We start from the raw sequence: 23,513 nt of genomic DNA, 5'->3' as shown, positions 1-23,513 counted from the left end.
CGCCCGGGCGGGGCGGTCGATCAGTTCTCGTCCGGGGCCGGGATCCGTCCCGGGGGCTCCGGCTCGGCGGTCGGCAGGAACCGACCGATGAAGACCTTGTACAGACCGGCTCCCAGCACACCGCCGATGAACGGACCGATGATGGGGACCCAGAAGTAGAAGTTCCCGTACTGATCTCGCCACGCTCCGCCGTAGCCGGTGAGGAAGCTGGCCAGCCGGGGCCCGAAGTCACGCGCCGGGTTGATCGCGTAACCGGCGTTGGTGCCCCAGGCCATGCCGATGGCCACCACGATCAGACCGACGATGAACGGCGCCAGGTTGGCGCCCGGGGGAGTGTTGAGCAGGTCGGTGACCGCGAAGATCAGCAGGAGCAGGATCGCGGTGCCGATGATCTGGTCGCGCAACGCGCCCCACTCGGTGACCGGGAGGTTCGTGTTCCCGTTGGCCGGCAGCGTGGAGAAGACGCCCTGCGTCTTGATGGTGTGGCCGGGGTCGGCCTTGGCGAGCGCCTCGGTGTAGTTCCACCGGACGATCAGGGCCGCCACGAAGGCACCGGCCACCTGGGCCAGCGCGTAGGGGGCCACCTTGCTCCAGGGGAACCCCTTGAACGTCGCCAGCGCCACGGTCACCGCCGGGTTGAGGTGAGCACCGCTCAGCCTCGCGGCGACGTAGACGCCCAGCGTGACGCCGAGGCCCCAGGCCCAGGCGATGCTGTCGTGGTTGCCGAGGCCGCCCGCCGGGTCCGTGAGGGCGCCGCCGGCGACCACCTGGGCCACCACGCCGCAACCGAAGAGGATGAGGATCAGGGTGCCGGCGAACTCGGCGGACAGTTCGGCGACCAGACCTGATCTCTTGAGCCGCTCAGCCATGGGTGCCCCTTCCCGTCGGCCGGGGACCGGCCGTCGACTGCCCCGAGCCTCAATGAATCACTGTAATCCCGGACATATCTCCGGGCCAGTGGCGGAGATCCGCCCCGGATCCGCAGGCCGTCCCGGTCCGTCGGACGCTCCCGGATCCGCGAGCCGGACACCCCCGGGATCCACGGGGCCGCTGCGGACCCCGGGGCCTTCGCGGCACACTTGGACGTACGGCGCGCGATCACGGTCGCAGCAGCCGTCCGCACCCCGCGCTCCCCGAGCCGCGGAGCGCACCGGTACGAGACTCGCCCGCCAGGTCCGACCCCGGAGGTACCCGATGAACATGCTCATCAACAGCGCGGAGACCGTGGTCGCCGACGCCCTGCGGGGGATGGCCGCCGCCCACCCGGATCTCGACGTGGACGTGGAGCGCCGGGTGGTCGTACGGCGCGGCGCCCGCGAGGGCGGTCGGGTCGGCCTGGTCTCCGGTGGAGGCTCCGGACACGAACCCCTGCACGCGGGCTTCGTCGGGTACGGGATGCTGTCCGCCGCGTGCCCCGGTGAGGTGTTCACCTCGCCGGTACCCGACCAGATGCTGCGGGCGGCCAAGGCCGTGGATTCCGGGCAGGGCGTGCTGTTCGTCGTCAAGAACTACACCGGGGACGTGCTGAACTTCGACATGGCGGCCGAGTTGGCCGAGGAGGACGGCATCCGCGTCGAGCGGGTCCTGGTCAACGACGACGTCGCCGTCACCGACAGCCTGTACACCGCCGGACGACGCGGTACGGGAGCCACCCTCTTCGCCGAGAAGATCGCCGGCGCTGCCGCCGAGGAGGGCGCGCCGCTGGAGCGGGTCGCGGAGCTCGCCCGACGGGTGAACGACGCCTCCCGGAGCTTCGGGGTGGCGCTCAGCGCCTGCTCGACCCCCGCGAAGGGCAGCCCGACCTTCGACCTCCCCGACGGGGAGCTGGAGTTGGGCGTCGGCATCCACGGCGAGCCGGGCCGGGAGCGTCGCGCGATGATGCCCTCGCGGGACATCGCCGAGTTCGCGGTGGGCGCCGTGCTGGAAGACCTGGCGGAGGTGGGTCCGGCCGACGGGCCGGTGCTGGCCCTGGTGAACGGCATGGGCGCGACACCCCTGTTGGAGCTGTACGGGTTCCACGCCGAGGTGGCACGGGTGCTGGAGGCCCGGGGCGTCCCGGTGGCGCGGACACTCGTGGGGAACTACGTCACCTCGCTGGACATGGCGGGGTGTTCGGTGACCCTCTGCCGCGCCGACGAGGAGCTGCTGCGGCTGTGGGACGCGCCCGTGGAGACGGCGGCACTGCGCTGGGGCCGCTGACCCGGACCGTTCCGTTCGCCCGAGGGGCGGGGCCCGCGGCGCGGTCACCGCGCCCCCGCCCCGATCCGAAGCGGCCGGACGGGTGGCTGATCGATGACGGGTGGGTCGGGCGCCCGGGTCGGCGACGTCGACGCGGCGCCGCGGTGGGGCGGCGGACACGATCGGGCGCAAGCCGTCGGCCTTCCATCCGTTTCGCCGCGCGCGGGTGGCCGAGACGTGAAACCGTCTCCACATGACCGAAAGTTCGTATCCTTACGCCTCGGCGGCCCGGGTCACCGTGCTGGGGGTCCAGCCCGGCGCTCCGCCCTTTCGCATCGTGGAGGTGGACGGTGAATTCATCGGCAGGGCGACATCGATGACGGACGTGCTCCTGATCGCCGCGGAGGCGGGCGTCCACATTCACGACCTCGACGATCTGGACTCGGTCCTCTGGGTGGGCGGCGGAAAGTTCACCTGGAAGCCGCACTGAGGGCTGTCCCGCGATCCCCGGCGGGCGCACGACGCCGACCACGGCACCTCGCCGCGTTGTCGGAACGCCCGAATGCGCCCGGCAATGCGCCCGGTAATGCGCAAGGTAATGCGCCCGGTATTACGCCCGGTATGAGGACGTCCCTCCGCCTTGCGACGCACCGCATCCGACGCCGTGCGCCGATCCACCAGGGATCGCGGGACAGCCCCTAGGGTGTCTCCGGGCGGCCGAAGGGGGCCGACGGCCAAGGGAGCCATGGGTGACGCGGTACCTGATCTCGTTCGACGACGGCGCGATGAACTTCCCCGAGGAGGAGTTGCCGGAGGTGGTCGAGGCCTCGCTCGCGGTGGTCCGAGAGGCCCGGGACGCGGGCGTGTGGGTCTTCGGCGGGGGACTGGAGCGGCAGCGGGCGAGCGTCGTGGCCACCGACGGGAGCGTCACCGACGGCCCGTACCCGGAGGCCAAGGCGGTCCTCGGCGGGTTCGCGATCATCGATGTGCCCTCCCGTGAGGACGCGCTGGAGTGGGCCGCCAAGATCGCTGCCGCGTGCCGCTGTGCGCAAGAGGTCCGGGAGATCCTGCCCGACCCGACCGACTGACCCGAGACGACCCGACCCGACCGACCCGAGACGACCCGCCCGGTACGACCGTCGCGAGGACGGTCGTACCGTGTCGCGTCGTTCCCTTTCCGTACCGCCCCGTCTCGGTACCGCCCCGTCAGGGCGTCTCTTCCTCCAGGCCCTCGAGGCTGTCCATGAAGGAGCTGACGGAGAACACCGCGCGGCCGGGGCCGGCCGGGCCGTAACCGGGCGGGGACTTCAGGCCGAACTCCTCCAGCGTCGCCCGGTACGCCTCCAGCAGGCGGATGTGGTACTCCAGCGGCGCCCCGAGGGGGTTGGCCTTGCCCAGCGGTGTCGTCGGCTCCGGGCACCAGGTGGTGAAGCGCGGCACCACACCGTTCGACATGAAGAACCGCAGGCCCTCGGTGGTCGATTCGATCGCCTCGTCGACCTTCGTGAAGCCGAAGGGCTCGGCCATCTCGATGCCCGCCACGAAGTTGGGGATCACGTTGCGCGGGCCGAACACCTCGGTGGACTCCAGGATCCGACGGTGCCACTCGTCGCGGCCCACGTAGCGTTCCTTGCCCGGGCAGTGGAGCTGGAACAGCCGGCGGTCCCACACCTCGAAGTTCGGGTGGTAGATCCGGATGCCGTGGTCGTGGAAGCGCTGCACGTCCGCGCGGGGCAACGCCTGGGCGACGACCTTGCCGATCCAGCGGCCGGGGAATCGCTCCTCGATGGCCTTGGCGTAGTGGCCGTAGAAATCGGCCTCGTCCCGACCGGCGACCTGCGAGGTGATCGAACCTCCGGTGAGCGTGTAGGCCCGGGAGGTGCCCGCGGTGTCGTACCGGTCGATGATCTCCAGGGCCTCCAGGACCTCTTCGACCGGCTTCACGCCGGTGTAGGGCCGGCCCGCCGCCTTGTGCTGGCGCCAGTTGTGGTTGATGTCGCAGAACTGGCACTCCTCCTTGGCCCCGAAGTACTGGCAGACCCGGAAGACCGTCAGGTAGACGAGATAGCCCCACTGGATGGTCGGCGCGACCTCCATCACGGACTTGCCGTTCGACAGCTTGTGCCGGTAGTACTCCGGCATCGGCGGCAGACCGACGTCCGCGATCCGCGCCCCGTCCAGATAGAGGCCGAGCGCCCCGTCCTCACCGCCGCGCACGACGTACGGGGAGTCCGGATTGACCCGTACCGACACGACGGTGCGGCGCAGATCGTAGGGACCGCCGGTGAGCACGATCTCCTCGGGAGGCCGGTTCAGCGCGGCCGCGCCGAGCTCCGGCAGCGTGCGGTGGTCGAAGGAGAAGATGAAGTAGGACTTCGGCTTGACGTCACCCGAGGATCCGTCGGTGGTGCCGCTGAGCGCGGACTCGTCGAAGGCCATGCCACCCCGCAGGAGGTCCTCCTTGAACACGGCCTCGCGCGGCACCTGTGGGAAGCGGCCCATGAGGTCCTCGACGAGCGCGGTCCGGCTGACGCTCTCCGCGTGTTGCTTCACTTCTGACTCCTTGGGCCGTTGTGACGTGCGGTGGACGGTTCGACTGCCGACTGCCGACTGCCGACTGCCGACTGCTCGGCTCGACTGCTCGACGGCGGGTCGCGCGTCGCCGATCCGAACCGGGACTGAACACGTTCAATTGCTCCTGTCACACTACCCCGCGCGCCCGCGACACTCACGCGCACCCCGTCCTCGGGAGCCTCGTGGCGGTCGCGGAATCCGAACGCTGCCAGGCACCCGTCCGCGGACGCAAGCGACTTGCCGCCCGGCGGGAGGCCACTTCCGGCCCCGCCGAACGCGGCCCCGCCTCAGTCGTTCGAAGGGTTTCGGCCGGCCGGCGGCGACGACGCGTTCCCGGGTGTGGGAGGGGGAGGCGGGGCAGGCGATGCCCGGGCCGGACACGCCGGCCGCACCGCACGACGAGCGGCGCGTACGACGAGCGGCGCGCACGACGAACGGCGCGCACGACGAATCGAAGGCACGGACGCGGGGACGGCCCTCGGCGTGCACCACGGCCCTGACATCCCCTTCGGCGGTCACCCCGTCCGACTCGCGCGTGAACAGGGGCCCGATGGCCCGCGCGTGAACAGGGGCCCGAAATCGACGAGTTGCGGCCCCTTCCGGTCGTCCGGTCAGCGGGCCGGCCCGCGACGGACGGCCCGGTCGGGTGGGTGTTCCCGCCGATGCGGGGTAGCCGGGCTGTGACCGCGGTACGCGCCCCGATCGCGGGGCCGGCGCGGCGAGGAGACGTCCGATCACATGAAGGAGCACGTCGTGGAGAAGGCAACCCGGATGACCGACCAGATCCGCGAGACGGCCGAGCAGGCCGCGCGGTTGATGAAGGACAAGACCCCCGACCCGGTCCTGGACAGGGCCGCGCAGGCTTCCCGGCAGGTCGTCCAGGCCACCACCCACGCCGGCCGTCTCGCGGCGGACAAGACACCCGAGTCGGTCCTCGACACGGCGGGCCAGGTCGCGGGAAGGGTCCGGGCGAACCGCACCCCGCTCGTCGCGCTCGGCGCCCTGCTGGCCGTCTACGCGCTGGTGCGTCGGAGCCGGGGCCGCAAGTGAACGGGGTCAAGATCGCCTACAAGCCGGTCGGGTTCGCCCTCGGAGCCGTCAGCGGCATGCTCGCCGGAATGGCGTTCAAGCAGGCCTGGAAGTTGATCGAAGGGGAGGGCGACGCGCCCGACGCCACCGACGAGGACCGCTCCTGGACGGAGATCCTCATCGCCGCCGGTCTCCAGGGGGCGATCTTCGCGGTGACCAAGGCGGCCGTGGACCGGTCCGGAGCGGTCGCGGCACGGCGTCTGACGGGCACCTGGCCGGGCTGAGCCCGCCGCGGCGCCGTCCCCGTGCGCGGGCCGGCGCCGCCCGGTCGGCGGCTCGGACGTGACGCGCGTCACATCTGGCCGTAGATCCGTTTTGCGGTGGCCATGATCGCGCAGACGCGGTTCCTGGAGCACCCACCGAGGAAAGGACCGGCCATGGCGGCCCCCGAATCCCAGCAGGTGGCCGATCCGGAAGCGGTGAAGCGCCATCCCATACTGTTCCGTGCCGTCAGGCAGCGCCGGAACCCCAGACTCCGTCGGACGGACATCACCGTCACCGACGAGCAGGCGGTCAAGCGCGCCGTGAAGGCGGCGTCGCTCGGCAACGCCATGGAATGGTTCGACTTCGGCATCTACTCGTATCTCGCCGTCACCCTGGGCCACGTCTTCTTCCCCTCCGGGAGCGACACCACCCAGCTACTGTCCTCGTTCGCCACCTTCGCCGTGGCCTTCCTGGTCAGGCCCCTCGGCGGCATGTTCTTCGGCCCGATGGGCGACCGGCTCGGCCGCAAGAAGGTCCTGGCCCTCACCATGATCATGATGGCGGTCGGCACGTTCGCCATCGGTCTCATCCCCTCGCACGACACGATCGGCGTGTGGGCCCCGGTCCTGCTGATCGTCTTCCGCATGCTCCAGGGCTTCTCGACCGGCGGTGAGTACGGCGGCGCCTCCACCTTCATCGCCGAGTACGCCCCCGACAAGCGGCGTGGCTTCTTCGGCAGCTTCCTCGAATTCGGCACCCTGGCCGGCTACGTCGGTGCGGCCGGCCTCGTCACCGCGCTGTACGCCGTGCTCGACGACCCGCAGATGGAGGCCTGGGGCTGGCGCGTCCCGTTCCTGGTCGCCGGTCCCCTCGGCCTGGTCGGCCTGTACCTGCGCCTGCGCCTCGACGAGACCCCGGCCTTCCAGAAGCTGGAGGGCGGCAAGGCGCACGCCACCGAGGCGGCCGACCGCGTGGAGACGACCACCAAGGGCGACCTCGCGAAGATCTTCCGTCAGTACTGGCCGACACTGATCCTCTGCGTCTGCCTGGTGGGCGCGTACAACATCGCCGACTACATGCTCCTGTCGTACATGCCGACCTACCTGTCGGACGAACTCGGCTACAGCGAGACGCACGGCCTGCTCATCCTGCTCGGCGTGATGGTCTTCCTCATGCTCCTCGTCAGCCAGGTCGGCAGGCTCTCCGACCGGTTCGGCCGCAAGCCGCTGCTGATGGCGGGCATGGTGGGCTTCTTCGTGCTGTCGCTCCCCTCCTTCCTCCTGATCCGCCAGGGCGGCATCCCGGCGATCACCCTCGGCATGCTGATGCTGGGACTCTCGCTCGTCTGTCTGCTCGGCACGATGTCCGCCGCCCTCCCGGCCCTCTTCCCGACGCAGGTCCGCTACGGGTCGCTGTCCGTGGGCTACAACCTGTCGGCGTCGATCTTCGGTGGGACGACCCCGCTGGTGATCACGGCCCTGATCAGCTGGAGCGGCTCGAACCTCATGCCGGCCTACTACGCGATGGCCGCGGCTCTCGTCGGCATCATCGCCGTCGCCTGCATGAAGGAGACCGCGCAGAAGCCGCTGGACGGCTCCCCGCCCTCGGTCGAGACGCCGGAGGAGGCCGCCGAACTGTGCGCGGCCCAGTCACCCGAACCGAAGTTCTGACGCCGGGCTCCGCTCTCCGGCCTTCGGCACAGGGAGCGGCCCGTACCGCCTCGTCGAGGCGGTACGGGCCGTTCGGGCGCCGGGGGCCTCGCGTCAGCGGCGCGGGCCCTTGCCGCCCTCGCCCCGACGGGAGGCGTCCCCGCCCTGTTCGTAGCGGACCTGCTCCTTGCGGACGGTGCCGGAGACCTCCTGCTGCTCCGTGACCCGCTCCGTCTCCAGGCGCACGCGCTCGACGGGCACGGTCTCCTTGCGGGTCACCGCCCGCTCGGCGCGCAGGGTCACCTCCGTCTCGGCCTCGCCGATGGCGCCGGCGCGCACCCGCTCCCCGCCGCGGATCGGTTCGCGTACGACACGGACCTCCTCGTGGCTGACGGGGACCGTGGTGGTGACGTTCTCGGTGACGACGACCTTCTTCAGCCGTGCGCGCCCGACCTCCTCGTTGGTGGTCCCCACCCGCATCCGCTCCTCGGAGCGGATCAGCTCGTCCCCGCCGCGGCCCTCGTCCCGGGCGTCGACGTACGTCCCCGTCGCGATGCCGGGGGCGTCCACGGAGGTGCGGTGGGTCTTCCCGTTGCCCTTGCCCTTCGCCTGGCCGTTGCCGCGGGAGGCAGCGGCCGCGGCCGCGGGGGACAGGCCGTAGTGCCGGTAGAGCCTGTGCTCCTCGTCGGAGTCGAGGTGTTGGTCGGCGTCGACCCGCGGGGCGTCCCTGACGACGTCCTTGGCGTGCGGGACGTGCAGGCCCTCGCCGTCGCTGCGGGCGCCCGCGAGGGGAACGAACGACTCCTTCATGCCGAACCAGCCGGTCTTGACCGTGACCCATTCCGGCCGGCCCGTCGCGTCGTCGCGGTAGACCTGACCGATGCTGCCGATCCTCTCCCCGTCGGCGTCGTAGGCCGTCAGGGTCAACAGTTGCTCGGTGCTCAGGAAACCGTTTCCAGCGCTCATCGGTGAATCCTCCAGTGCGGTTCGGCACGCGGCGCGCGGCGACCTCGTTGTCCCGCGCTCACCCCGTGCCCCCCTCCAGACCGCACCCTGAGCCGTGTCGCCGCAACCGGTCGACGCGCACAGGAGAGGGCCGCCGGGGCCCTCGGACGGCCGGAACCGCTGTGTGACCGGGGCGTCACCCCCGGCGACCCGTCTACTCCGAACGGGTGGCGCGGTCCGGGCGCCGGGCGGCGCGGGCACAGGTCCGCGCGGCCGGTCGCGCGTCCCCGTCGGCGTGGAGATCCAGGGCGCTCAAGAGGGCGATGTAGTCGTCGGGGTCGGTGGCGTGGGAGGCGACCGTCCTGCGGGCCCGCTCGCGCCGACCGTCGCCGTCGGCGTCGGGGAAGTCGTCTGTGCGGAGGTCGTGGTTCATGACAGCCGATACGACCACACTCCGGGGGCGGCGGTACAACCGGGGCCGGTCGGCCTGCGTGATCGCCCGATTATTGGGGAGGCGCCCCAGAGAACGGCAGCGCCCCCGACCGGGCGGCACATCGAGGAAAGGACGTGCTCATGAGCGAATCCGACGCCCGCGGCGACGACGTCTACCAGCCCCAGCCCGACGACGAGCGTTCCGAGGAACCGGACATGGACCACAGCGTCGGGGAACTCGACACCGACGCCCGCCTCGACCAGGGGTACTCGCCTCCCGAGCGGCCCTACGCGAGTGATCGCCACGCCACCACCGGCGAGGAACAGCAGCAGGGCGAGAGCCTCGACGAGCGTCTGGCCCGCGAGGTACCCGACGTGCAGCCCCCGGCGGGGGACGGGATCGGAGACCTGGACGGCGGGGAGGGCGAGCCCGTCGACCCGCAGGCGGGCGACGCCCGCGCCGGCCGGTTGGCCCCCGCCACGGACTCCCCGCGGGAGAACAACGTCCTCGCCCACGACGTGGGCGTCGACGCCGGCGCCGCCTCCGCGGAGGAAGCCGCCGTGCACGTCATCGAGGACCCGGAGGAAGAGCCGCGGTAGTCCGTACCGCTCGACTCCCTCCGGCGCGAAACCCCCACGAGACACCAGGAGAGGCACCATGACCGAGAAGGAATCAACCAAGCCCACCCCTCCGTCGCAGGCACCCGGGGAGAGCGGCGACCCGCAGGCCCGGAAGGAAGCGGAGGAGGCGGTCGTTCCCGGCACAGGGAAGGACGGGGGCGGCGAGGCCGACCCGTCGAACGGCGACGCGCGGCGCCGTTCGCCCGGTCCCGTGAAGTCCGTCCCCAAGGGCGAGTAGCCGGTCGGCCCGACCCCCCGCCCCGACCGAGTCCCGACCCCCGACCCCGCCCCCGACCGACTCCCGGCTCCGACCGAGTCCGTCCACCCTTGCCCCGGCTGGCCGGCCGGCCCGCCTCAGGCCGTCGGGTCGAGTACCCGGTGTCCCCGGCGGAGTTCGGCGACCAGCCGGCCCGCGTCGGTGAGGAGCGTGCCCTGAAGGGTGAAGACCGCCGGGTGGGTGTCGGGGGAGTTCAGGGCTTCCTTCTGGGCGTGGTCGAACTCGGCGGTCGTCCGGTCGAGGATCTCGCCGAGCAGCCGGGGCTCGGTCCTGACGGTCCGGCCGATGTGCTCCAGGGCGTCGGCCGCCGTGCGCAACAACGAGGCGTACGCGGCGCGGAACGAAGCGGGGACGGCGTCCAGTTCGCCGTTGTCGAGGGCGTGGTGGAGGCTGCGACTGATGGACCGGACGTGGTCGAGGCCGCGCTGGGCCACGTCGACCGCCTCCTGGGCCCGGGGGAGTGCCTCCGCCGCGCCGGCGATGCTCCGGCGCGGGTTGAGCCGGCCGTTCTCCGTCTCCGCGTCGATGGCGTGCCGGATCCGGTCCGCGTCCGCGGACAGCCGCCGCCAGTCGCGGCGCAACTGCTCCACGCGGGCCGCGTCCGGGTTCTCGGACTCGATCGTGTCGGCCAGGATGTCGACACGCAGGTGGACGCCCTCGTACAGGTCGGCCACGGCCTCCTGCCGGTGGCGGGTGTGCCGGGCGGGCGCGAGGACGAGGTGGGCCGTGAGCCCGCAGAGCGCTCCGATGACGACGGAGGCCACGAGATGGCCGATGTAGTCGATCCTGCCCTGCCCGGAGGAGAAGGCGAAGAAGCCCACGATCGCCACCTGGGTACCGTGTTCGCCCAGGCGCCGAACCCGGCCGAGCGCGAGTGCGGCGAGGGTGAGCAGCCCGAAGGTCCAGCCGTGAATCCCGACGGCGGCCGCCAGCGAGGCGGCGAGGGCCGCCCCGACCGTCATGGCGATCAGGTACTGCGCGCAATGCCGCACGGAGCGGTACACCGTCGTCTGGAGTGCCACCAGCGCGGTGAACGGGGCGAACGTGGCCACCGCGGACGGCAGGAAGTGACGGGCCAACATCCACGCTCCCATGGCCGCCACCACGGTCTTCGCGCCCAGTACCAGGTCGTCGCGCTCACTTCCCGGGTGCCGCACCCCGCGCCGGACACGTCCGACGACCTCCGTACACGTCGCCTTCACCGCTCCGGGCAGTCTGTCCCACTCGGGCATCCCTCACCTCCGACGTGGCGTATGCCCTGCCCGGTCGCGTCAAACGTGACAGTCGCCGTACTGCGAAAGGGGGTTGGCGATCGGGCTTCGGGACACACGGTCCACGTGCTGAAGATACTTCTGGTGGTCCTGGTCGCCACGTTCGCGGCGGGTGCCTGCGTCGCCGCCGTCCTGGACTCGCCGTGGTGGTGGGCGGTGGCCGTCCCCCTGCTCCCGCTCGCCGCGCTGGCCGTCCACGACCTGGTGCAGCGCCGGCATTCCCTGTTGCGGAACTATCCGCTGCTCGGGCACCTGCGCTACGCGCTGGAGGCACTGCGGCCGGAGCTCCAGCAGTACTTCATCGAGCGGAACTTCGACGGCCGCCCCTTCGACCGCGACACCCGCAGCATCGTCTACGAGCGGGCCAAGGGCACCGACGCGGAGGAGCCGTTCGGCACCGAACGCGACCTCTACCTGTCCGGCAGCGAGTACCTCACCCCGTCCATGGCCCCCCGACCGGTGCGCACCGACGTCCCCCGGGTCCGGATCGGCGGCCCCGACTGCACCCGGCCCTACGACATGGCCCTGCTCAACGTCTCGGCCATGAGCTTCGGTTCGCTGTCCGCCAACGCCGTGCTCGCCCTCAACACGGGCGCCCGGCGCGGCGGCTTCGCCCAGGACACCGGCGAGGGCGGCCTGTCCGAGTACCACCTGCGCCCCGGCGGTGACCTCGTCTGGGAGATCGGGACCGGCTACTTCGGATGCCGGACGGACGACGGGGACTTCGACGAACGGCAGTTCGCGGAGAAGGCCGCGCACGAACACGTCAAGTGCGTGTCGCTGAAGATCAGTCAGGGCGCCAAGCCCGGCATCGGCGGAGTGCTGCCGGGTGCCAAGGTGAACGCGGAGATCGCGAAGGTGCGCGGTGTCCCCCAGGGCGAGACGGTGATCTCGCCGCCCTTCCACCGCGTCTACTCCACTCCCCGAGACCTGGTGCGCTTCCTCGCCCGGATGCGCGAGTTGGCCGGCGGCAAGCCCGTCGGGTTCAAACTGTGCGTCGGATCGCGCCGAGAGTTCCTCGCCGTGTGCAAGGCCATGCTGGAGGAGGACACCACACCCGACTTCATCGTCGTCGACGGCGCCGAGGGCGGTACGGGCGCGGCGCCACTGGAGTTCGCCGACAACGTGGGCCTGCCGCTCGGGGAAGGGCTGATGGCCGTCCACAACGCCCTCGTGGGCGTCGGGCTCCGCGACCGGATCCGGATCGGAGCCGCGGGCAAGGTCGCCACCGGGAGCGACCTCGTCAAACGACTCCTCCAGGGCGCCGACTACACCAACGCCGCCCGCGCCATGATGTTCGCCATCGGCTGCATCCAGGCACAGCGCTGCCACACCAACACCTGCCCCGTGGGAGTGGCCACCCAGGACGAGCGGCGGGCCCGCGCCGTCGACGTCGGTGACAAGTCGCGGCGCGTCGAGCGCTACCAGGAGGCCACCGTCAAGAGCGCCCTCCAGATCATGGCGGCGATGGGCGTCGACGAGCCGTCCGGGCTGCGCCCGCACCAACTGCTGCAACGGGTGGACCCGCACACCGTGCGTTCCTACGCGGAACTCCACGAATGGCTCACCCCCGGACAACTTCTCGCATCAGCGCCCGAGAGCTGGGCATCCGACTGGCGGGCGGCCGACGCGGACCACTTCACCCACTGACCCGGCACCACTCACTGACACGGTCCCACCCACCGAGCTCCACCCACCCACCGGCACTCGCACCGAGGGCCGTACCCGACCGAAGGGGCACTCCTGTGGCACGCACCGTCGCCCACGTGATCGTCGACGCACTCAAGGACCTGGGCGTCCGGCACGTCTTCGGGGTCGTCGGGGACGCCCTCAACCCCCTGACCGACGCCATCCGCACCACGGACGACCTGAGCTGGGTCGGCTGCCGCCACGAGGAGGCCGCCGCCTTCGCCGCCGGGGCGCAATCGCAGCTCTCGGGCACCCTCGGCGTGTGCATGGGCACGGTGGGCCCCGGCTCCGTGCACCTCCTCAACGGGCTCTACGACGCCGCCAAGAGCCACGCCCCCGTCCTCGCGATATGCGGCCAGGTGCCCCTCGCAGAGATCGGCAGCGACTACTTCCAGGAAGTCGACAACGACCTGCTCTTCCGCGACGTGGCCGTCTACCGGGCCACCGTCACCTCCCCGGACCAGATGCCCCGGATGTTGGAATCCGCCGTGCGCGCCGCCGTCAGCCAGGGCGGGGTGGCCGTCCTGACCGTACCCGGCGACCTCGGGGACCAGGAGCTGAGCGAGGACCGTCCCACGCGCTTCGCCCTCGACCGCGCCGTCACCCGCCCCGACGACCCGGCGCTCGCCGAGGCCGCGGAACTCCTCAACGCCGCCTCCCGCGTCACCCTGCTGGTGGGCCGAGGGGCCCGCGACGCCCGTACCGAGGTGCTGGGGGCCGCCGAGCTGCTCTCCGCCCCCATGGTCCTCACGCTGAAGGCGAAAGAGGGCTTCGAGGACGACAACGCCTACCAGGTCGGCCAGACCGGGCTGATCGGCAACCCCGCGGCCGCCCACGCCCTCGACAGCGGCGACGCGCTCCTCATGCTGGGCACCGACTTCCCCTACCGCGACTGGTACCCGAAGGACTGCAAGGTCGTCCAGATCGACACCCGCGAGGAACACCTGGGACGCCGGGTGCCCGTGGACGTGGGCCTCGCCGGCGACGTGGGCGCCACGCTGCGCGCCCTGCTCCCGCTGCTGGACTCCGTCCCCGACCGGGCGCACCTCGACGATGCCCGGGACCGCTTCACCCGCTGGGAGGAAGGTCAGCAGCGCCTGGCCGACCCCGCCCACGAGCACCGCTGGACCGGCAGGCTGCGGGCGGCGTTGGACAACCGCGACCACGAGATCCGGCCCGAGGCCCTTGCCGCCGCGGTGGACCGGTACGCCGACGAGGACGCCGTCTTCACCTCCGACACCGGCATGGCCACGGTCTGGCTCTCCCGTTTCGTCACGATGCGCGGTGACCGGCGCCTTATCGGCTCGTACAACCTCGGCTCGATGGCCAACGCCATGCCCCAGGCGCTCGGGGCCCAGCTCTGGGCGCCCGACCGCCAGATCGTCGCCTTCTGCGGCGACGGCGGACTGAGCATGCTGCTCGGCGACCTCATGACGATCAAGACGTACCGGCTGCCGGTGAAGCTCGTCGTCTTCGACAACCGACGCCTCGGCATGGTCAAACTGGAACAGGAGCAGGCGGGCCTTCCCGAGTTCGGCACGGAGCTCGACAACCCCGACTTCGCCGCCGTGGCCACCGCGCTCGGTCTCACCGGCATCCGTGTCACCGACCCGGACGATCTCCACGACAGCGTGCGCCGGGCGTTCGAGACCCCGGGCCCCGTCCTGCTGGACGTGTTGACCAACCCCGAGGAAGTGGCCGTGCCGGGCAAACCGACCGTGAGCCAGGGCTGGGGCTACGCCATCGCCAAGGTCAAGGAGATCCTTCCGAGCCGGGAAAGCTGACCCCGCGGACCTCGCGGGGCCGTCCGGGTGACTCTCGCCGCAGGCGCCGTACGCGGGCCGCCGGCGGGAGCCCCGGCCGGGAAACATGGCCGCGTCCCCTCGGCGTGAGGGGCGACCAGGAAAGAGGATCCATGTCCGAACTGTGGAGCTACGGCCCCGACTCCCGCTACCCGGTCGGCGCCGTGCTGATCGGATTCAAGGTGGAGGCCGCCGACGGTCACATCGGCAAGGTCGACTCGCACACCGAGGACGTCGGGTCCTCGTACATCGTCGTGGACACCGGACCGTGGATCTTCGGCAAGGAGGTCCTCCTGCCCGCGGGAACGATCGAAAGCGTGGACATGGAGGGGGAGCGGATCCGGGTGAGCCGCACCAAGGAACAGATCAAGAACGCACCCGAGTACGACAAGGACAAGCACCGCGGCGACGCCGCCTACCGCAGCCGCGTCGCCGACTACTACGGCCGCGACCAGGGCTGAGCTCGCCGGCCCGGGCACCGGCGACACGCGGCCCGGCCGGCCGGTTCACGATTCCGTCGGCCGGGGTAGCCTCGCACCGGACGTGCTGCCCGGGAACGGGCGGCGGACGGCTCGTCGTGTGGAGCGACCGGGATCCGGCGCGTGAAGGGGTCGCAGGTGGAGCAAGGCGTGGTGGTGCTGCCGGACGACGGCGGGGTCCGTGTGATCACGTGCGTGGGGGAGTTCGATCAGGACACCCTCGGACCGCTGACCGCGGCGAGTGCGGCGGCCGTCGCCGATCCGTCCCTGCGGCGGATCGTGTTGGACGTCCGCGAGGTCACGTTCGCCGACTCCTCGCTGCTCAACCACATGGTGATCCTGCTGCGCAGCGGCCGCCTGGTCCTCGCCGGTCCGGTACCGCCCCGGCTGGACCGGCTGCTGGAACTCACCGAGGCCCGCGCGTTGTTCACCATCACCGACGGCGTGGACGAGGCGCGCGCCATGTGAGCCGCCGCCCCGAGGACGGCGGCTCAGGTCTGGAGCGTCGCGGCGGCGAGGTCGGCATGGACGGTGACCACCTGGTCCGCGCCGGTGACCTCCAGCAGACGGCCCAGTTGACGGGAGGGCCCGGCGATCCGCAGGTCGGTGAGCTGCCGTACGCGCAGCAGCACGCTCAGGCACGTGGAATCAGCGAAGGAGACGCCCCGCGCGTCCAGGATCACGATGTGGTGCGAGGCCGCGGCCTGGCTGAGTGCCGCTTCCAGGGGAGGGAGCGTTTCGAGGTCCAATTCCCCGCGCGCCTCCACCACCCAGGCCGCCCCCGAGGCGTGTTGGTACCCCAGGGGGCCCCGCGAGCCGTCGGTTCCGGTCGCGTCCGCTCCGATCGGTCCACTCATGATGTCGTCTCCCAAGACGTCTCCTGCGGCGGCGAGTACGTCCGAGGACCGCGTGCGTGATCGGGTCTCGAACGTCGAGGGCGGGGCACGGCTGGTGCTGTGACCCGGTGAACCTTTCCGGCCACGGCACCAGGCCGTCTCTTTCGGATCTTGCCTGGTACTCGGGAGCCTCTCCGCCTTGCGATGCACGGCACCGGACGACGCGGGCCTGACCGGCAGGATCCGAAAGAGACGGCCTAGGCCGCCGCGGGGCGCGATTCGGCGGCCGGTTGACGTTCCTTCGCCGTCAACCCGCCCCAGACCCCGTACGGTTCCGCGACGCTCAGGGCGTGCTCCAGGCAGCGGGCCCGCACGGGGCATGCCGCGCACACGGCCTTGGCCGCTTCCTCGCGCATCGTCCGGTCCGGGCCTCGTTCGCCGTCCGGGTGGAAGAACGCCTCCGAGCCCAGACCGCGGCACGCGGCCTCCATCTGCCAGATCCAGTGGTGCTCCGCCCGCCCGGGCAGATGCGACACCTTCGCCATCCCCATTGCTCTCCCACAGCCGCGTCCATCGAACACATTCCTCAAAGGCCGTCTGACCGCAAAGACTTGTTCGAAACGTGAGGCGGGGTCCGGCGCCGGGATCCACCGGTGTCCCGCTTCGGTACCGGCGGGGGTCGGGGGCGGGGTGCCGGGAGGCCGTCGTCGCTGGTGGCGCGCCGTGTCACCGCACCGCCGTAAGTCCGCCGATCGCGGGTAGGCGGGATTCATGACTGCCATCGCGTACGCCACCGAGATCCCCTCCGACATCGCCACCGGCGCGCTCGCGGCCGAGGGCCAGGGCTCGCTGTACCTCGTCATCGCCGGCGTGGTCCTGGTCGTCCTGCTGATCGGCGCCTTCTGGTACGGCAGCCGACGCAACGCACGGCGCGAGGCCCCGGCCCAGCCGACCGAGCAGCCCACCGCGGCGCGAGGACGCGAGGACTCCTGGCAGACGCCGGGGGAGGCCGCGGGAGGCACCGACCCCCGCCCGTGAGCCCTGCCCGCCTCGCTTCAGCCCTTGCCCGGCCCCGCTCGGCGGCGGTCGCCGCGGGCCGGGCCCCGCGGGCCGTGCCCGCCCGCGGACCGGGGCCGTCGCGGGTCACGCCGCCCCCGCCCGGGGGTGAGGCGCCCTCAGGGGCGCCGTGAGGTCACATGGGGTCCATGGTCCCGGCGCCCGGGCCGTTCTCCTGCTCGCTCTTCTCGCGAATGTGCAGGGCCTTCTGCGTCAGCCGCTGCCGTTCCGCGGGATCCATGGCCCGCTGGGCCGCCTGCTCCAGTTCCTGGGCCTCGTCGCGCATCTGCCGTGCTCGCGCGCTCGGCCGGCTCTCATTGCCCATGATCCGTCCTCGGGTCGGGGAGTGGTCGGAGTGGATCCGGGGAGTATCGCTCCGCTCCCCCCAGCCAAACAGTGCCGGACCCCGTCCGCCACCCTGGCGGGCGACCGCCGACTCACGGCTCCCGCCGCGTGCCGAGCGGCCGGCGCGGCAGCTCGTCGTGCAGGAGCCGGCCGACGAGCGCGCCGCCGAACACGACGACCCCGACGCCGACCAGCCAGGACTGGATGACCAGGACGGTGCCGAAGGGGCCGTAGGTGACGGCGCTGGACGCGATCAGCGGCGAGAAGACGAGCCTCGAGAAGATCCGGAGCCCGAACAGGCCGATCATGGTCGCCACCGCGCCCGGGAGCAGCGCGCGCCAGGGGAGCCGGCCGGCGAGCAGCAGTCGCTGGGACCACCAGAAGAACAGGACGCCGATGAGGACCGTGACGAAGCCGCGGGCCGGGGAGTCGCGCCACGGCGGGGAGAACGCGGACAGGTACAGGGCGCCGATCAACACGCCGAGCCACAGGACGTGCCGCCACCGGGCCCACCATCGGGCAGGGGGCAGGTCCCAGACCCGCTCGTAGCCGCTCTGCAACATCGTCGCGAAGGACAGACCGAACACGGCGAGGAGTGCGAGGCCGAACGCCGTCGTGGTCCGCCACGCCTGACCCGGCAGGGCGAAGAGCCGTTCGATCTCCATCCGGGCGGTCGCCGACACCCCGAGCCCGTCCCCGAGCCACTGCGCGAACCCCTGCCCGCCGCCGGCGTCCGCCGCGGACACGACGACCAGCAGCGGCACCAGCGTCAGGAACCCGAGGGCGGCGAAGCCGAGCGAACGTTGCCACAGGTCCAGCTCCCGCACGCGCCCCCACCGGCGCCCCGCCCGCGCGCGCCGGATCGCGCTGCGCAGCCGTCCCGCTGCCGACAGCCGCCCGGACCCCTCAGAACCGGTCATCACGGCAGGGGGACGTCAGGGGGCTCCTCGTCCGCGGGCGTGACGAGGGGAACGTGGGGTTCGAGGTGGGTGTGACGAGCATGGCCGCTCCAACCGCTGCTCCCACCGTAGGACCGAGTGACGGATGTGGCACACGCTGAAGGCCGGCCCATCATGGGAGGGCGGGGCCGGCCGCACGGTCATGCGACCGGGCCGCGCTCGCGGCAGCGCGCCGACCGGAGGTGACGCCATGGACACGGACATCGACGAATCACGCAGGGACGAGTCGCGCAGGGCGTGGCTCATGATCTTCGGCATCCTCGCCGTGATCTTCGCCGACCTCCTGGCGATCATCCTGATGAACACCGTCGGCAGGTAGATCGCCCCTGGTCGAGGTGGATCAGACGGGCTGCGGGGTGAGGCGCTTGAGCCCCTTGCGGTCGTAGTACCTGGTCATGGCGAAGCCGAAGAGCAGGGCGAGGACCGTGCCGACCGCGATCATGATCCAGGAGCGGGTCAGCCCGGCGTCGCCCCGGGCGTCGAAGTAGAGGATCGCCCGCACCCCGTCACTGAGCTGCCGCATGGGCTCGAAGTGCGACAGGAAGCGGTAGAAGCCGGGCACCGCCTGGAGCGGCACCGTGGCGCCCGACGAGGGCAGCCCCAGCACGATGAACACGAACATCGACACCAACTGGCCGATCCCGCCGAACGCGGCGTTGATCGCCTGTACGCCGAGGCCGACGGCGAGAGCCGCGCAGAAGGAGAAGATCCACAGCAGGGGCACGTGGGACGCGTCCATGCCGAGGACGACGACGCAGGCGAGGAGGACCAGCGAGGAGCTGAGGAGCGTGATGCCCGCGGTCATCATCATCTTCAACAGGAGCGTCTGCGTCCGGTTGATCGGCACGGTGGGGCGGCGGGTGTGCCAGGGGCCGATCTCGTTGTCCGCGTAGCCGAGGGCGGTGTCGACGCCGTTGCTGATGACGTTGCCGCCCATGAACCCGGCCAGCACGAGCAGCAGGGTGTAGTAGAACGCCGTGAGGCCCAGGCCGCTGTTGGTGCCGATGGGGTGGCCGACTTGGGTGACGACGTTGACCGGGTCGGCGAGCAGCAACCTCACGGTGGGGCTCGACCGCGTGCCGGCCGAGGCGGTGAGCTGCCGGCCGAGGCTCTGGGACGCCTGGTGCGCGGCCTTCGTCGTGATCTGACTGGCGAGCGAGGAACCGAGGCTTCCCTTGCCCGGGTTGGTGAGCACGGTGATCGTCGGCTGTTCGGTGGCCCGTGACGTGGTGAGGGCGGTGACGGTGTTGGTGAATCCGGCCGGGACGACCAACGCGCCGTACACCTTGCCGGAGTCGAGCTGGTCCTGGGCCTGGGCGCGGGTGAGTGTGCGCCAATCGGCCTTGCCGCCACCGGTGTCGGCGGCGATGGCCGTCGTGACCTGCGCGCCCAGGTTCTCCTTCTGTCCGGCCGGCGGCTTGCCGGTGTCGTCGTTGACCAGGGCGATCGGCAGGTCGTGCAGGTCCCAGTTGGGGTTGACGATCCCGCCCATGTACAGCAGGGACAGCAGCAGGGCGAGCAGCCCCGTGAGGACCGTGGGCACCAGCCACAGCCGGGGGCGGCGCACCAGCGTCGCGGCGGTGGCCTGAGGGGCGGCGGGCTCGGCCATGGTTCTCCGTGGGGTCCGGGCGGTACGAGGACCGCGCAGCGGGGCGGGACGGGCCGACCGGGTGACGTCGCGGCGACCGTACGAGAGGCCAGGATGCGGCCCGCACGGGTGCCCGCCGGTGCACGCCTCGCGTTCCTCCCCCCGTTGCAGTACCGGCCCCCCGGCCCCCGTCCTCGACCGGCACGGCCTAGGGTCGACGGATGTGTCCCGGCACAGGCCCTGACACTCGGTCCGACAGAAGAGGAACGCACATGGACGAGCGCTTCGACGTCGTGGTACTCGGCGCGGGACCCGGCGGTTACGTGGCCGCGATCCGCGCCGCCCAACTGGGACGGCGGGTCGCGGTCGTGGAGGAGAAGTACTGGGGCGGTGTCTGCCTGAACGTCGGATGCATTCCGACCAAGGCGCTGTTGCGCAACGCCGAACTCGCCCACCTCTTCACCCACGAGGCCAAGACCTTCGGCATCAAGGTGGAGGGCAAGGTCACCTTCGACTACGCGGAGGCGTTCAACCGCAGCCGCCGGGTCGCGGACGGCCGGGTCAAGGGCGTCCACTACCTGATGAAGAAGAACGGCATCACCGAGATCGACGGGCGGGGCACCTTCCTCGACGCGAACACCCTCCGGGTGGCCCAACCGGACGGCAGTACCCGTGAGGTCTCCTTCGACCAGTGCGTCATCGCGACCGGCGCCACCCCGCGGCTGCTGCCCGGAACCCGACGCAGCGAGCGCGTCGTGACGTACGAGGAGCAGATCCTGGCCCAGGACGTCCCGGAGTCCGTCGTGATCGCGGGCGCCGGTGCCATCGGGATCGAGTTCGCCTACGTCCTGCACAACTACGGTGTGAAGGTCACCATCGTCGAGTTCCTCGACCGGATCGCACCGCTGGAGGACGCGGACGTCTCCGCCGAACTCGCCAAGCAGTACCGCAAGCTCGGGATCGACGTGCTGACCTCGACCAGGGTCGAATCCATCGACGAGTCCGGCCCGCGGGTCCGCGTGCACGTCACAGGCAAGGACGGCGCACCGAAGGTGCTGGAGGCCGACAAGGTGCTCCAGGCGATCGGCTTCGCGCCGAACGTCACCGGCTACGGCCTCGAAGCCACCGGCGTACGCGTCACCGAACGCGGGGCGATCGAGGTCGACGGCCGTTGCCGCACCTCCGTCCCGAACATCTACGCCATCGGGGACGTCACGGCCAAGCTCATGCTGGCCCACACCGCCGAGGCCATGGGCGTCATCGCCGCCGAGACCATCGCCGACGCCGAGACGATGGAACTCGACTATCCGATGATCCCGCGCGCCACCTACTGCCAGCCGCAGATCGCCAGCTTCGGCTGGACCGAGGCCCAGGCGAAGGAGAAGGGCTTCGACGTCAAGGTCGCCAAGTTCCCCTTCACCGCCAACGGCAAGGCACACGGTCTGGGCGACCCGGTCGGCTTCGTCAAGCTGATCAGCGACGCCACCCACGGGGAGATCATCGGCGCCCACCTGATCGGGCCCGACGTCACCGAACTGCTGCCGGAACTGACCCTGGCCCAGCAGTGGGACCTGACCGTGCACGAGGTAGCCCGCAACGTGCACGCCCACCCGACGCTGGGCGAGGCGGTCAAGGAAGCCGTCCACGGACTCGCCGGACACATGATCAACTTCTGAGTCGGGGGAGGCCGTTCCGGGTCGCGGGCGTCCGCGCCCCGCAACGGCCTCACGCGCGCCCGGTGGCCGGGCCCTGCCGCGCCCGACCGCCGGGTCCTCCGGCCCCGCCGTTACGGCTCCTCGTCGAGCGGGGACGGCGGCCGGGGTCCGGTGGGGGTCGGGCCGGTGCCCGGCCCGATGCGGATCTCGAAGTCGCCGTCGTACTCCTCGTGGCCGGCGACCACGGCCTGGGCCACGGCCTCCTTGCCCATCTCCCCCCGGACGATCAGCGGATCCCGGCGCAGATCGCGCATGAGGGCCACGCACATGCCGATCATGACCACGGTGAACGGCGCCGCCACGAGGATCGTCAGGTTCTGCAGCCCGGCGAGCGCGTCGCCCTCGCCGTTGCCGATGAGCAGCATGATGGCGGCGACGGCCCCGGTGACCACGCCCCAGAAGACGACCACCAGTCGGGCCGGTTCGAAGGTGCCCTTCTGCGAGAGGGTGCCCATCACGATGGACGCGGCGTCGGCGCCGGAGACGAAGAAGATGCCGACGAGGACCATCACCAACAGGCTCATCAGGGTGGGAACGGGGAACTGTTGCAGCAGCCCGAAGAGCTGCCCCTCCGGCGTGGTCTCCTTGCCGAGCCTGCCGCTCTCCTGGAGTTTCATCGCCGTGCCGCCGAACACGGCGAACCACAGCAGGCTGACCGTGCTCGGTACCAGGATGACGCCGCCGATGAACTGACGGATCGTGCGGCCGCGGCTGATGCGGGCGATGAACATGCCGACGAACGGCGTCCAGGAGATCCACCACGCCCAGTAGAAGACGGTCCAACTGCCCAACCAACTGGCGACGTCACCGCCGCCGGTCGCCTCCGTGCGGCCGATCAACTGGGGCAGGTCACCGAGGTACGCGCCGAGGGACGTGGGGAGCAGGTCGAGCACGATGATGGTGGGTCCGGCGATGAACACGAAGGTCGCGAGGACGAGGGCGAGCACCATGTTGATGTTCGACAGCCACTGGATGCCGCGCTCCACGCCGGAGACCGCGGACGCCACGAACGCCACGGTCAGCACGGCGATGATGGCGACCAGGAGCGCGGTGCTGACGGTGCTCATCCAGCCGAGTTCGCGGAAACCGCTGCCGATCTGCAGGGCGCCCAGGCCCAGGGAGGCCGCCGAGCCGAAGAGGGTGGCGAAGATCGCGACGATGTCGATGACGCGGCCCGCCGCTCCGTGCGCGTGCCGGGAGCCGATGAGCGGCTCGAACACCGCGCTGATCGTCTGGCGCCGGCCGCGCCGAAAGGTGCTGTACGCGATGGCGAGTCCGACGACCGCGTAGATCGCCCACGGGTGGAGCGTCCAGTGGAAGAGCGTGGTGGCCATCGCCGTCTGCATCCGCTCGGCGGAATCGACGGGGTGGGTGCCGGGCGGGGGCGTCCCGTAGTGCGCCAGCGGTTCGCTGACGCCGTAGAACATGAGGCCGATGCCCATGCCGGCGCTGAACATCATCGCCACCCACGACACGGTGCGGAACTCCGGAGCCTCGCTCTCCCGGCCGAGGCGGATCCGGCCGTAGCGGCTGATGGCCAGCCAGAGGGCGAAGACGACGAAGCCCGTGGCCGCGAGCATGAAGGCCCAGCCGCCGTTGTGGATGAGCCCCTTCAGCAGGCGGTTCGACACGCTCTCCAGCGAATCGGTGGCCAGGGCGCCCCACAGCACGAAAGCGAGGGTCAACACGGCCGTGACGCCGAAGACCACCTTGTCTGTTCGGGAACGAGGGCCGGTCGGTGAATCGTTCGACAACGAATTCCCCCTTCGCGAAGGGCCGAAAAACCCATATGGGTGATGATGAT

At 71.3% G+C, this 23,513-nt stretch carries 26 protein-coding genes; 15 read left to right on the top strand and 11 right to left on the bottom strand.

What is annotated here, in order from left to right:
• Window positions 1-20: 20 nt before the first annotated feature.
• Complete coding sequence (locus ACFYW3_RS23280) at window positions 21-869, bottom strand: MIP/aquaporin family protein (RefSeq protein ID WP_351763199.1); 849 nt, start codon at window positions 867-869, stop codon at window positions 21-23.
• Between the two features lie 325 nt (window positions 870-1,194).
• Here ACFYW3_RS23280 and dhaK point away from each other — a divergent pair, with 325 nt between their 5' ends.
• The 3 genes from dhaK (at window position 1,195) to ACFYW3_RS23265 (ending at window position 3,266) form a co-directional block, all read left to right on the top strand.
• Window positions 1,195-2,199, top strand: coding sequence for a dihydroxyacetone kinase subunit DhaK (dhaK, locus tag ACFYW3_RS23275; RefSeq protein WP_389387174.1), 1,005 nt, complete (start codon window positions 1,195-1,197; stop codon window positions 2,197-2,199).
• A gap of 232 nt (window positions 2,200-2,431) precedes the next feature.
• Window positions 2,432-2,668: a hypothetical protein gene (locus ACFYW3_RS23270; protein WP_351763203.1), complete on the top strand. Its 237-nt coding sequence runs from the start codon at window positions 2,432-2,434 to the stop codon at window positions 2,666-2,668.
• 259 nt (window positions 2,669-2,927) lie between these two features.
• Window positions 2,928-3,266 carry a YciI family protein gene (locus ACFYW3_RS23265; protein WP_389387173.1) on the top strand — a complete coding sequence of 113 codons (339 nt, stop codon included), beginning with the start codon at window positions 2,928-2,930 and terminating at the stop codon, window positions 3,264-3,266.
• A gap of 118 nt (window positions 3,267-3,384) precedes the next feature.
• On the opposite strand, the gene ACFYW3_RS23260 is transcribed toward ACFYW3_RS23265, so the two are convergent.
• Window positions 3,385-4,680 (bottom strand): radical SAM protein, encoded by a 1,296-nt coding sequence (locus ACFYW3_RS23260; protein WP_351763213.1) that lies wholly within the window; start codon window positions 4,678-4,680, stop codon window positions 3,385-3,387.
• A gap of 825 nt (window positions 4,681-5,505) precedes the next feature.
• Between ACFYW3_RS23260 and ACFYW3_RS23255 the strand changes: the two genes are divergently transcribed.
• From ACFYW3_RS23255 to proP, 3 genes are all read left to right on the top strand, one after another.
• Window positions 5,506-5,802, top strand: coding sequence for a hypothetical protein (locus ACFYW3_RS23255; protein ID WP_351763207.1), 297 nt, complete (start codon window positions 5,506-5,508; stop codon window positions 5,800-5,802).
• Window positions 5,799-6,065 carry a DUF4235 domain-containing protein gene (locus tag ACFYW3_RS23250; protein ID WP_266952658.1) on the top strand — a complete coding sequence of 89 codons (267 nt, stop codon included), beginning with the start codon at window positions 5,799-5,801 and terminating at the stop codon, window positions 6,063-6,065. The genes ACFYW3_RS23255 and ACFYW3_RS23250 overlap by 4 nt, the downstream gene beginning before the upstream one ends.
• A 153-nt stretch (window positions 6,066-6,218) precedes the next feature.
• Window positions 6,219-7,715 carry a glycine betaine/L-proline transporter ProP gene (gene proP / locus ACFYW3_RS23245; protein ID WP_351761858.1) on the top strand — a complete coding sequence of 499 codons (1,497 nt, stop codon included), beginning with the start codon at window positions 6,219-6,221 and terminating at the stop codon, window positions 7,713-7,715.
• Between the two features lie 93 nt (window positions 7,716-7,808).
• On the opposite strand, the gene ACFYW3_RS23240 is transcribed toward proP, so the two are convergent.
• Window positions 7,809-8,660, bottom strand: coding sequence for a DUF2382 domain-containing protein (locus tag ACFYW3_RS23240; protein WP_389387172.1), 852 nt, complete (start codon window positions 8,658-8,660; stop codon window positions 7,809-7,811).
• A 193-nt stretch (window positions 8,661-8,853) separates the two neighbouring features.
• Window positions 8,854-9,072: a hypothetical protein gene (locus ACFYW3_RS23235; protein ID WP_351761854.1), complete on the bottom strand. Its 219-nt coding sequence runs from the start codon at window positions 9,070-9,072 to the stop codon at window positions 8,854-8,856.
• A 140-nt stretch (window positions 9,073-9,212) separates the two neighbouring features.
• Here ACFYW3_RS23235 and ACFYW3_RS23230 point away from each other — a divergent pair, with 140 nt between their 5' ends.
• Entirely contained in the window at window positions 9,213-9,671 is a 459-nt protein-coding gene (locus ACFYW3_RS23230) for a DUF5709 domain-containing protein (protein WP_351761851.1), read from the top strand.
• A gap of 58 nt (window positions 9,672-9,729) precedes the next feature.
• Window positions 9,730-9,930, top strand: coding sequence for a hypothetical protein (locus ACFYW3_RS23225; RefSeq protein WP_351761849.1), 201 nt, complete (start codon window positions 9,730-9,732; stop codon window positions 9,928-9,930).
• Between the two features lie 116 nt (window positions 9,931-10,046).
• Here the strand turns inward: ACFYW3_RS23225 and ACFYW3_RS23220 are convergent, their stop codons facing one another.
• Window positions 10,047-11,201, bottom strand: coding sequence for an aromatic acid exporter family protein (locus ACFYW3_RS23220; protein ID WP_389387171.1), 1,155 nt, complete (start codon window positions 11,199-11,201; stop codon window positions 10,047-10,049).
• Window positions 11,202-11,306: 105 nt separating this feature from the next.
• Here ACFYW3_RS23220 and ACFYW3_RS23215 point away from each other — a divergent pair, with 105 nt between their 5' ends.
• The 4 genes from ACFYW3_RS23215 (at window position 11,307) to ACFYW3_RS23200 (ending at window position 15,678) form a co-directional block, all read left to right on the top strand.
• Window positions 11,307-12,890, top strand: a complete 1,584-nt coding sequence (locus tag ACFYW3_RS23215) for an FMN-binding glutamate synthase family protein (RefSeq protein ID WP_389387170.1) — start codon at window positions 11,307-11,309, stop codon at window positions 12,888-12,890.
• A 95-nt stretch (window positions 12,891-12,985) separates the two neighbouring features.
• A complete protein-coding gene (locus ACFYW3_RS23210; RefSeq protein ID WP_389387169.1) occupies window positions 12,986-14,713 on the top strand; it encodes a thiamine pyrophosphate-dependent enzyme in 1,728 nt (575 codons plus the stop codon).
• Window positions 14,714-14,844: 131 nt separating this feature from the next.
• Window positions 14,845-15,192, top strand: coding sequence for a PRC-barrel domain-containing protein (locus tag ACFYW3_RS23205; RefSeq protein ID WP_389387168.1), 348 nt, complete (start codon window positions 14,845-14,847; stop codon window positions 15,190-15,192).
• Window positions 15,193-15,348: 156 nt separating this feature from the next.
• Window positions 15,349-15,678 carry an STAS domain-containing protein gene (locus ACFYW3_RS23200; RefSeq protein WP_351761840.1) on the top strand — a complete coding sequence of 110 codons (330 nt, stop codon included), beginning with the start codon at window positions 15,349-15,351 and terminating at the stop codon, window positions 15,676-15,678.
• A 23-nt stretch (window positions 15,679-15,701) separates the two neighbouring features.
• On the opposite strand, the gene ACFYW3_RS23195 is transcribed toward ACFYW3_RS23200, so the two are convergent.
• Together ACFYW3_RS23195 and ACFYW3_RS23190 are read right to left on the bottom strand one after the other, a co-directional pair.
• Window positions 15,702-16,067, bottom strand: a complete 366-nt coding sequence (locus ACFYW3_RS23195; protein WP_389387167.1) for an STAS domain-containing protein — start codon at window positions 16,065-16,067, stop codon at window positions 15,702-15,704.
• A gap of 236 nt (window positions 16,068-16,303) precedes the next feature.
• Window positions 16,304-16,591, bottom strand: coding sequence for a WhiB family transcriptional regulator (locus ACFYW3_RS23190; protein WP_389387166.1), 288 nt, complete (start codon window positions 16,589-16,591; stop codon window positions 16,304-16,306).
• A gap of 226 nt (window positions 16,592-16,817) precedes the next feature.
• Here ACFYW3_RS23190 and ACFYW3_RS23185 point away from each other — a divergent pair, with 226 nt between their 5' ends.
• Entirely contained in the window at window positions 16,818-17,084 is a 267-nt protein-coding gene (locus tag ACFYW3_RS23185; RefSeq protein ID WP_351761832.1) for a DUF6479 family protein, read from the top strand.
• 154 nt (window positions 17,085-17,238) lie between these two features.
• Here the strand turns inward: ACFYW3_RS23185 and ACFYW3_RS23180 are convergent, their stop codons facing one another.
• Together ACFYW3_RS23180 and ACFYW3_RS23175 are read right to left on the bottom strand one after the other, a co-directional pair.
• Entirely contained in the window at window positions 17,239-17,427 is a 189-nt protein-coding gene (locus tag ACFYW3_RS23180) for a DUF6381 family protein (protein ID WP_351761829.1), read from the bottom strand.
• Window positions 17,428-17,539: 112 nt separating this feature from the next.
• The gene (locus ACFYW3_RS23175; protein ID WP_351761826.1) at window positions 17,540-18,367 is read right to left on the bottom strand and encodes a ribonuclease BN; all 828 of its coding nucleotides are present in this window, start codon (window positions 18,365-18,367) and stop codon (window positions 17,540-17,542) included.
• Between the two features lie 229 nt (window positions 18,368-18,596).
• Here ACFYW3_RS23175 and ACFYW3_RS23170 point away from each other — a divergent pair, with 229 nt between their 5' ends.
• Window positions 18,597-18,725, top strand: a complete 129-nt coding sequence (locus ACFYW3_RS23170) for a hypothetical protein (RefSeq protein WP_266952688.1) — start codon at window positions 18,597-18,599, stop codon at window positions 18,723-18,725.
• A gap of 21 nt (window positions 18,726-18,746) precedes the next feature.
• Here the strand turns inward: ACFYW3_RS23170 and ACFYW3_RS23165 are convergent, their stop codons facing one another.
• Window positions 18,747-20,015: a YhgE/Pip domain-containing protein gene (locus ACFYW3_RS23165; protein ID WP_389387165.1), complete on the bottom strand. Its 1,269-nt coding sequence runs from the start codon at window positions 20,013-20,015 to the stop codon at window positions 18,747-18,749.
• Window positions 20,016-20,266: 251 nt separating this feature from the next.
• Here ACFYW3_RS23165 and lpdA point away from each other — a divergent pair, with 251 nt between their 5' ends.
• Window positions 20,267-21,670 (top strand): dihydrolipoyl dehydrogenase, encoded by a 1,404-nt coding sequence (lpdA, locus tag ACFYW3_RS23160; protein WP_389387164.1) that lies wholly within the window; start codon window positions 20,267-20,269, stop codon window positions 21,668-21,670.
• Between the two features lie 110 nt (window positions 21,671-21,780).
• On the opposite strand, the gene ACFYW3_RS23155 is transcribed toward lpdA, so the two are convergent.
• Complete coding sequence (locus ACFYW3_RS23155) at window positions 21,781-23,463, bottom strand: BCCT family transporter (RefSeq protein WP_389387163.1); 1,683 nt, start codon at window positions 23,461-23,463, stop codon at window positions 21,781-21,783.
• Window positions 23,464-23,513: the final 50 nt, after the last annotated feature.

Origin of the sequence: Streptomyces sp. NPDC002602 (assembly GCF_042889445.1) — a bacterium.
In the GTDB taxonomy this organism is placed as follows: domain Bacteria; phylum Actinomycetota; class Actinomycetes; order Streptomycetales; family Streptomycetaceae; genus Streptomyces.
Note: the sequence above shows the minus strand (reverse complement) of the source record. Positions and strands in the feature narration are given on the sequence as shown.